Origin of the sequence: Rhodoferax sp. (assembly GCF_013297935.1) — a bacterium.
In the GTDB taxonomy this organism is placed as follows: Bacteria; Pseudomonadota; Gammaproteobacteria; order Burkholderiales; family Burkholderiaceae_C; genus Allorhodoferax.
The window spans coordinates 1-7,398 of record NZ_JAAFIX010000027.1; the positions used below are offsets into that span (position 1 = coordinate 1).

The window sequence follows — 7,398 nt, forward strand, 5'->3', positions numbered from 1 at the left end:
GCTGCAAGGTGCTGTTCGAATGGTTACCGCTACCAGGAGTGGTAGTTCAGTTGGTTAGAATACCGGCCTGTCACGCCGGGGGTCGCGGGTTCGAGTCCCGTCCACTCCGCCAAATTTGAAAAGCCGCTGCACTCAGGTGCCGCGGCTTTTTTCTTGGGCGCTGCGGCGCAGTGCCGCACGCTGCGAAAGTCCTCAAGATTTGGGGGCGGAACCCCAGCCGATCAGGCCCGTTGACAGCGCGGTGCCCAGCATGATGACTGCACCGCAGATTCCCATCCACACAGTGACCGACTCCCCCAAGAGCAACACGCCGTACAAAATGGCAAACACCGGAATCGCGTAAGTCACTGACAGGGCCCGCGATGGCCCGGTGCGTTCGATCAAGCGAAAGAAAATCACATAGGCCAGTCCGGTGCAAAGCACGCCCAAGGCCGTCACGGCGCCCCACGCGTGCAAGGGTGCGGGTGTCTCCGGCCACGCCCAGAGAGTCAGCGGCAGCAGCGCCAGTGTGGCTCCCAATTGGCTGCCGGTCGCCAGCACCAGCGACGGCACCCCCGGCAAAAATCGCCGGGCAAAGCTCGCAGAAATCCCATAGAACAGGCATGCGCACAAGCAGGCCAATACGGCCAGCGTCCCCGAGTGAGCCCCGGCGACCGAGCCACTCTCTCTTTGGGTGGCAAGCATGGCCACCCCGACAAAGCCCACCACCAGCCCTAGCACACGGGAACCTTGCAAGCGGTCACCGAGCCACCACCACGCTATCGCCGCGCCGAACAGTGGCACCGTGGCATTGAGCAAGGCCGAGAGCCCGGTGGAAATCGAAAGCAGCGCCCATGACAGGCAGGCAAACGGAATGGCAGAGTTGAGCACGCCGACGGTGAAGCACAGCTTCCAGTGCTGGCGCAACACGCCCACCTGGCCGCGCAGCGCCAGGAGCGGCAGCAAAAAAAGGCTGGCGATACCGACCCGCAACCCTGCGGTGGGCAGCGCGCCGAATGCTTTGCCGCTAGCGCGCATGAACATAAACGACGCGCCCCAAATGGCCGCCAAGAGAACAAAGTTGGCCAACCACGGGGACGAGGCGGAAGTGGACGGCGTGGAGCCTGGAGTTAAGGTCTTCAATCAGGGCTTTCGGTTTTCAAGATCAAGAAGCGCAGCCTTTCGGTGCAGGCCGCCGGCATAGCCGGTCAAACTGCCGTTGCTGCCGAGAATACGGTGACAAGGCACCACCACACTGACGGGGTTGCGGCCCACGGCGGAGGCCACGGCGCGCACGGCGGTGGAGCGGCCGGTGCGCTGCGCGAGGGTGGAGTAGCTGATGGTATCGCCACAAGCCACTCCCAAGAGCGCGGCCCAGACGTCTTGTTGAAATACAGTGCCGCCCGAGAGGTCTAGCGGCAGGTCGAACTGGCGCAAGCGGCCTTCAAAGTAAGCACCTAGTTGCAGACCCACCTCGGTCAGAAGCGGATGCGGCTTCACAGCGCAGTCCGCCAGGTCTGGCGCGTGCTTTTGTGTCTCGAACCAGATGCCGACCACGCCGGCGTCATGCGCCACGATATCCATCGGGCCCAGCGGACCTGACCAGCGGGAGCGACTTGCAGAGGCAGGGATTTTCATGAAATAGGCCTTTAGCGCTTGTGATGATTGCGGGAGCAGCTATGTTTTTGATAGCGAATGGGATTTGGAGAGCAGGTGCCAGGCGCGCACCGTGGCGTACCCCCGCCAGGGGCGCCACGCCTGCGACAGCCTTTGCGCTTCTGCGGCGGCTTGCAGATGCTTGCGCACACCCAGCGCGGTGTGCAGCGCCACGTCGCCGGACGGAAATGCATCCGGAAAACGCAGGGCGCGCAAGGCGATGTACTCGGCAGTCCAGGGGCCGATGCCGGGTAGCGCCACCAGGGCCTGCACCGTGGCACCCACGGGCGCGCCGGGGAGAAGGGTTAAGCTGCCTTCCGCTACTGCGCGGGCCAGCGCCAGAATGGCCTGCTGGCGCTGTTTGACGATACCGAGCTCGCCGAGCGCCCCGGCATCGACCTGCGCCAAACGCAGGGCATCCGGAAAGCAGTGGGATAGGCCGTGCGGGGCATCCTGCAGTTTGCTGCCCCACTGCACGACCAGGCGCTGGGTGAGGGTGCGCGCTGCTTGCACCGTAATTTGCTGCCCCAAAATAGCCCGCACCGCCAGCTCAAACCCGTCGACCGTGCCGGGCACCCGCATGCCCTCGGTGCCGGGAAAGTGCAGCGCCAACACCGGGTCTATGGCGGCCGGATCGGCGTCCAGGTCCAGCCAAGCGCGCAAGCGGCTCAACACCCACGGCAGCACGGGTGCCAGAGAGAGGCTGATGCGCATGCGCATCTGATTCTGCGCAGGCACACACTGCGCGCTTACCCAGCCTTGCAGCCACTGCCCGTGGTGTTGTAGCCGCACGCTGCGGCTGATGTGCAGCTGGGCAAGGTCCACCACCTCCACACCTGCCAAGGCCCTTTGGGCGAAAAACTGGAGCAAGTGCTCCACATCGAACGGGGGGCGGTAGCCCGCGTAGAACGTGAAGCCTGTGTCAGCCCCCGCCTCGCTGCGGCCGGGCTGACTGCGCGCTACGGGGCTCCGCGACTCCCGCCGCAGCGCGCCGGGTTGCAGGCGGTAGTGCGCGATGAACGAAGCGTTGAAACGCCGCACACTGGCAAAGCCGCTCAGGTGCGCGACCTCTTGCACCGGTAGGCGGGTGTCGGTGAGCAGTTGTTTGGCGGTGAGTAGCCGCCGCGTCTGCAGGTAGCGCAGGGGTGAGGTGCCCCAGTAAGCCTCAAAAATACGCCGCAGATGCCGGTCGCTGATGCCCAAGCGCGCTGCTACTGAGGCGGCACTCACCGGCGAGTCCGAGCCGTCTGCCGGCACCTCCATCAGCATGGCGGCTTGCCGGGCCAGCACAGCGCTGGCATCTTGCGTGGACCAAGCGGCATCCGGGCTCCCGGGCGCGGCGGGGGCCAACTCTGGGCGGCAGCGCAGGCATGGCCGGAAACCCGCTGCCTCGGCCAGTGCCGCATGGCTGAAAAAGCGGCAGTTCTCGGGCTTGGGCGCGCGCACTTTGCACACCGGCCGGCAATAAATACCGGTGCTGGTCACGCCGGTGAAAAACTGCCCGTCAAAGCGCGCGTCTCGGGCTTGCAGGGCTCGGTAGCGGCCCGCATTCAGCGCGGCGCATAGGTCGTGCTCAGGGCACGCTTTGGGGCGCGCGGAGTGGCGGGCGGGGGATGGCATGGAGTCGATGATACGCAGTGCGCCTGCGGCGACTAGCCGTTTCCGGACATGTGCCTGCGCCCTACAATGCAGCCCACCTGACGTCTAACGGCGCCCGCCGCTTCTCACTCTTTGCTGCATGCACCTCGCTCCCCGAATTTTCAAGGCCTATGACATCCGCGGCACCGTGCCAGACACGTTGAGCCCGGAGGTGGCGCACCTGCTCGGGCGTGCGTTCGGAGCCTTGGTGCGGGAGCAAGGCGATGAACAGGTGGTGGTAGGGCGGGACGGACGCCTGAGCAGCCCGGCTTTGGCCGGGGCCTTGGTGCAAGGTCTGCAGCAGGCAGGGGTGGCGGTGATAGATATCGGCTTGTGCACCACGCCGCAGCTCTACTTTGCAACCCACACGCAGTGCCCCCACGGTATTCAGGTCACCGGCAGCCACAACCCCAAACACGACAACGGCTTCAAGATGGTGCTGCACCGCCAGGCGCTCTATGGCGACGCGGTGCAGGCCCTGCGTGCCCGCATGGAGGCTCTGCTGGCGGCAGCGCCCGATGCGCCCGCACCGGCAAACACCGGCGCACCGCTGGCGCAGACGCGCACACTGGATGTGTTTGCCGCCTACTGCGCGCGCATTGCCGCCGACATCCGCCTGGCGCGCCCCCTTAAGGTGGTGCTGGACTGCGGCAACGGTGTGGCCGGTGCCACCGCCCCCGCGGTGTTGCGGGCCATAGGCTGTGAGGTGCAAGAGCTCCACAGCGCGGTGGATGGCAACTTCCCCCACCACCACCCCGACCCGAGTCGGCCTGAAAACCTGCGCGATGTGGTGACGGCGCTGCGCGACGGCGACGCTGAAGTCGGCCTCGCACTGGATGGCGATGGCGACCGCGTGGCGCTTGTCACCCGCGAGGGCCACACCATCCAGCCCGACCGGCAGCTCATGCTGATTGCCCCCGATGTGCTGACCCGCCACCCCGGTGCGGCAGTTGTTTTTGATGCCAAGTGCAGCCAAGGACTGGCGCCGGTCATTACGGCGGCCGGAGGTGTGCCGGTGATGTACCGCACCGGCCACTCGGTGATCAAGGCCAAAATGCGCGAGCTCCAAGCCCCCTTGGGCGGCGAAATCAGCGGCCACCTTTTTTTCGGCGACCGCTGGTTCGGTTTCGACGATGGCACTTACGCCGCCTGCCGCCTCCTGGAGCTGCTCAGTCGCAGCCCCGATGCCAACCGTGTGCTCAACGCCTTGCCCGATAGCTTTACGACCCCTGAGCTGCACATTGCCTGTGCGGAGGGCGAGGCCCACACGCTGGTGCACGACTTGCTGGGCCGCATCACACTCGACGCCGACGCCCGGCTCAACACCGTAGACGGCTTGCGGGTGGACTGGCCGGACGGCTTCGGGCTGCTGCGTGCCTCCAACACCACCCCGGTGCTGGTCATGCGCTGCGAGGGGCACACCCCGGAGGCCTTGGCTCGTATCCAGGCCCAGCTCATGGCGTGGGTGCATCTTTATCTACCCGGCGCGCAGGTGCAGGAGGCCAGCCATTGAAATCCCCCGCCCGCATTCTGATTGTGAAGTTATCGTCCTTGGGCGATGTGGTGCATACGCTGCCCGTGGTGCAAGATCTGCGAGCCGCCTTTCCCGGTGCGCGTATCGATTGGGTCGTGGAGCGCGGCTTTGCGCCGCTAGTGGCCCGGTGCGAAGGCGTGGAGCGGGTCATTCCGTGTGAGCTGCGTGCTTGGACGCGCAAGCCTTGGGCCGCGGCAACGCGTCAGGCCTGGCGCGCCTTCAAGGCCGATTTGCAGACCCACGCCTACGACGCCGTCATGGACCTGCAGGGCCTGAGCAAGTCCGCGTTGGTCGCCTGGTTGGCCCGCACCACCCCCACGGGCTACCGCTACGCCATGGCCAACCAGACGGACGGCTCCGGCTACGAAGCCCCGACCCGCTGGGTTGCCGACAAAACGATTACCTTGGAGCCGCATGTCCATGCGGTAGCGCGCGGCCGCCTGCTGTGTGCCGCGGCCGGAGGCTACCCGGTGCCGGAGCGGCTGGTTTTCGGGCTGCGGGGACAGGGCGCCGGCCTATCGGCTCCCTTGCCCAAGCACCTGGGTCATGCTGAAAATCCGTTTGTGCCCAAAAAGCCCTTGGTGGCACTGGTGCACGGCACATCGCGGGTCGACAAAGAGTGGCCCCTAGAGCACTGGGTTGCACTGGGGCAGCGCCTCAATGACGCCGGCTTTGGCATCGCCTTGCCGCATGCGGGAGCCCGCGAACTCGCTACCAGCCGTGCGCTGGCCGCGGCCTTGAAAGATGCCTGGGTGCTGCCGGCCGTGGGCCTGGATGTGCTCACCGACACCCTGGCCCACTGCGCCGGTGTGATCGGGGTCGACAGCGGGGTGAGCCACATTGCTGTGGCCTTGGACTTGCCGCATGTGCAGATCTACAACTTTGACACCGCCTGGCGCACCGGGCCGCTAGCCACCACCGTGCCCGGGCGGCCCGCACGTCAGTGCAGCGTATATGCCGCGCCCTGCCCGGAGGTGGACACCGTCTGGGCCGCCTGGGAAAGTCTGGCGACCCCGGTGCTGTGCCGATGATGCGGCTGCTATATTCCCTGCTGACCTGGGCCGCGCAGCCTTGGGTGCGGCGCAAACTCGCCCGTCGTGCGAAGGCCGAGCCACTGTATGGCGCCTTTATCGAGGAGCGCTTCGGCTACTACGACACATCGCTATCGCCCACCCCCGATTCAACGGGCCCGAGAGTCTGGCTGCATGCGGTCTCGCTCGGCGAGACCCGTGCTGCGGCCGTGCTGGTGGCCCGCTTGCGGGAGCAGCTGCCCGGCATGCAGTTACTGCTCACCCATGGCACGGCCACCGGCCGCGAGGCGGGCAAAGCGCTGCTTCAGCCCGGTGACTTGCAGGTTTGGCAGCCCTGGGACACGCCCGGCGCCGTCGGGCGGTTTCTGGCCCGGTTCCGCCCGGCCGTCGGCTTGCTGATGGAAACCGAAGTCTGGCCCAACCTGGTGGTCGGGTGCCAGAAGGCCGGTGTGCCCTTGTGCCTGGTGAATGCCCGTTTGAGCGACAAGTCCTTGCGGCAGGCCCGCCGCCTGCCCGGGCTCGCCGGCCCGGCGTACCGTGGCCTGCACGCGGTGTGGGCCCAAAGCGAGGCAGACGCCGCCCGCCTGCGCAGCCTGGGCGCGCGGGTGTGCGGGGTGCCGGGCAACTTCAAGTTCGACGCGACGCCCCACACCGGACAGCTGGAGCATGGGCGACGCTGGCGCACCGCGAGCGCCAAGCCCGTGGTCATGTTTGCCAGCGCGCGCGAGGGCGAGGAGCAGATGCTGCTCGATATTTTGAAGGAAAATCGGCCTCTAGCCCTTATAGATACTGCGCAAGTAGCTACTGAAAAAATAGCAAATACTGCCGGAAATGTCGCCTTGCCGGTACAGCTATTGGTGGTGCCGCGGCACCCCCAGCGGTTTGACGAGGTGGAGCGCCTGTTTCTGGAAGCCGGCTACACCGTGAGCCGGCGCAGCCAGTGGACCGAAGCCACCCAGAGCGCGCAGGTCTGGCTGGGCGACTCCTTGGGCGAAATGGCGCTTTACTTCGGCATGGCGCACACGGCCTTGCTGGGTGGGAGCTTCGCGCCCTTGGGCGGGCAAAACCTGATTGAAGCGGCCGCCTGCGGTGTGCCGGTGTTTATGGGGCCGCACCTGTTTAACTTTGCCGAGGCCTCCACGCTGGCCGCCGACGCCGGTGCCGCGCAGCGGTGTGCAGACATTGCCGACGCATGGTCCCAAGCCTGCGCCGTGGCCACCGACCCCGCGCACCATCGCACCATGGCCGATGCGGCGCTGGCACTGGGCGCTGCCCACCGGGGTGCCGCCGCAAAAACGGCCACTGAGGTGGCCGCTTTGTTGGCCCGTTGACCGGTCGTTTGCTACAAAATAGATAGCTGCTTACGCAGCTTTTACAAGGGCTGATGGCCCTTTTGGTGATAAACCTTCAGTTATTGCACCAACTGCGCATTAATAGGCGCCAAGTCTTCCACCGCCAAGGTACCCGCCGCCTGCTTGAGCTTCAGGCCTCCCACCAGTACGTCGTAACGCGCCTTGGCGAGCGTGGCCTTGGTGCTGTAGAGCTGGCTCTGGCTGTTGA

6 protein-coding genes, 1 tRNA gene and 1 pseudogene are annotated in these 7,398 nt (G+C 66.1%); 4 read left to right on the forward strand and 4 right to left on the reverse strand.

Going from position 1 to position 7,398, the window contains the following annotated elements; translation table 11 throughout:
• Positions 1-35: 35 nt before the first annotated feature.
• A tRNA-Asp gene (locus tag QZW03_RS17295) sits at positions 36-112 on the forward strand.
• A gap of 80 nt (positions 113-192) precedes the next feature.
• Here the strand turns inward: QZW03_RS17295 and QZW03_RS17300 are convergent.
• Genes QZW03_RS17300 through QZW03_RS17310 form a run of 3 tightly spaced genes read right to left on the reverse strand, consistent with a single transcriptional unit; the run spans position 193 to position 3,255 of the window.
• Positions 193-1,122, reverse strand: coding sequence for a DMT family transporter (locus QZW03_RS17300; RefSeq protein WP_296511297.1), 930 nt, complete (start codon positions 1,120-1,122; stop codon positions 193-195).
• Positions 1,123-1,617: a methylated-DNA--[protein]-cysteine S-methyltransferase gene (locus QZW03_RS17305; protein ID WP_296511298.1), complete on the reverse strand. Its 495-nt coding sequence runs from the start codon at positions 1,615-1,617 to the stop codon at positions 1,123-1,125.
• 39 nt (positions 1,618-1,656) lie between these two features.
• Entirely contained in the window at positions 1,657-3,255 is a 1,599-nt protein-coding gene (locus QZW03_RS17310) for an Ada metal-binding domain-containing protein (RefSeq protein ID WP_296511299.1), read from the reverse strand.
• A 118-nt stretch (positions 3,256-3,373) separates the two neighbouring features.
• Between QZW03_RS17310 and QZW03_RS17315 the strand changes: the two genes are divergently transcribed.
• Genes QZW03_RS17315 through QZW03_RS17325 form a run of 3 tightly spaced genes read left to right on the forward strand, consistent with a single transcriptional unit; the run spans position 3,374 to position 7,169 of the window.
• Positions 3,374-4,786: a phosphomannomutase/phosphoglucomutase gene (locus tag QZW03_RS17315; protein WP_296511300.1), complete on the forward strand. Its 1,413-nt coding sequence runs from the start codon at positions 3,374-3,376 to the stop codon at positions 4,784-4,786.
• Complete coding sequence (waaC, locus tag QZW03_RS17320) at positions 4,783-5,838, forward strand: lipopolysaccharide heptosyltransferase I (RefSeq protein ID WP_296511301.1); 1,056 nt, start codon at positions 4,783-4,785, stop codon at positions 5,836-5,838. The genes QZW03_RS17315 and waaC overlap by 4 nt, the downstream gene beginning before the upstream one ends.
• Complete coding sequence (locus tag QZW03_RS17325) at positions 5,835-7,169, forward strand: 3-deoxy-D-manno-octulosonic acid transferase (RefSeq protein ID WP_296511302.1); 1,335 nt, start codon at positions 5,835-5,837, stop codon at positions 7,167-7,169. Before waaC ends, QZW03_RS17325 begins: the two co-directional genes overlap by 4 nt.
• An 80-nt stretch (positions 7,170-7,249) precedes the next feature.
• Here QZW03_RS17325 and QZW03_RS17330 read toward each other — a convergent pair.
• Positions 7,250-7,398, reverse strand: a pseudogene (locus QZW03_RS17330) (channel protein TolC); the annotation flags it as partial.